The sequence below is a fragment of the Polaromonas sp. P1_G4 genome (assembly GCF_056405475.1).
This window is the reverse complement of record NZ_JBFUCA010001053.1, coordinates 1-565: the sequence shown is the minus strand read 5'-3', so window position 1 is coordinate 565 and position 565 is coordinate 1. Positions and strand designations below refer to the sequence as shown.

The 565-nt window shown below is 46.9% G+C and carries 1 pseudogene; it reads left to right on the top strand.

Annotated features, from left to right (window positions below):
- Positions 1–322: 322 nt before the first annotated feature.
- Positions 323–565, top strand: a pseudogene (locus AC1D1X_RS25315) (hypothetical protein); the annotation flags it as partial.

Sequence of the window (565 nt, the reverse complement as noted above, 5' to 3'; positions counted from 1 at the left end):
GTCCAGTGAGGCCTTGTCGTACCTGCCGCCAACAACAGCGGACGCGCTATACGAGCGTCGCGCAAACGTGCTAACGCAAACCAGCTGTATGGCAATCCCATCCCTCACTCCCATTTTTTTGTCGGCCCGAGACCGCTTACATTCAGAGCGAATGTAATGCCAACTCCGCTTGATCTGCATGCTCAATAAATGAAATAAATGAGTCGTTCACTTAAAGACAACAGATAAAAAAATGCGCACTAGCAAATGGTGTTCATCTCTTTAAATGCTCGCCTGAAAAATGACAACTTAAGTGATCACAGCTAAGTCAAAGACAAGACACGTGCTCGGAAAACGACACAACCCCTATTTGCAGGAGGAGAAACGCCATCCAGATAAGGTCTTGCACGCTAAACTCATTGCAACAAAACGCAAGCAACGAATCAGGTTCCACATGCATATTTTGAAAAGAGTTGCTCTACTCGGTTTTGGGGCGCTCTTCCTTGCTTCGGCATTTGCGCAGGAAGCGGTCATTCGCAAAAACCTTGTTGAAAAAATGCCGGCCTCGACAAAAATCGATGAGGTC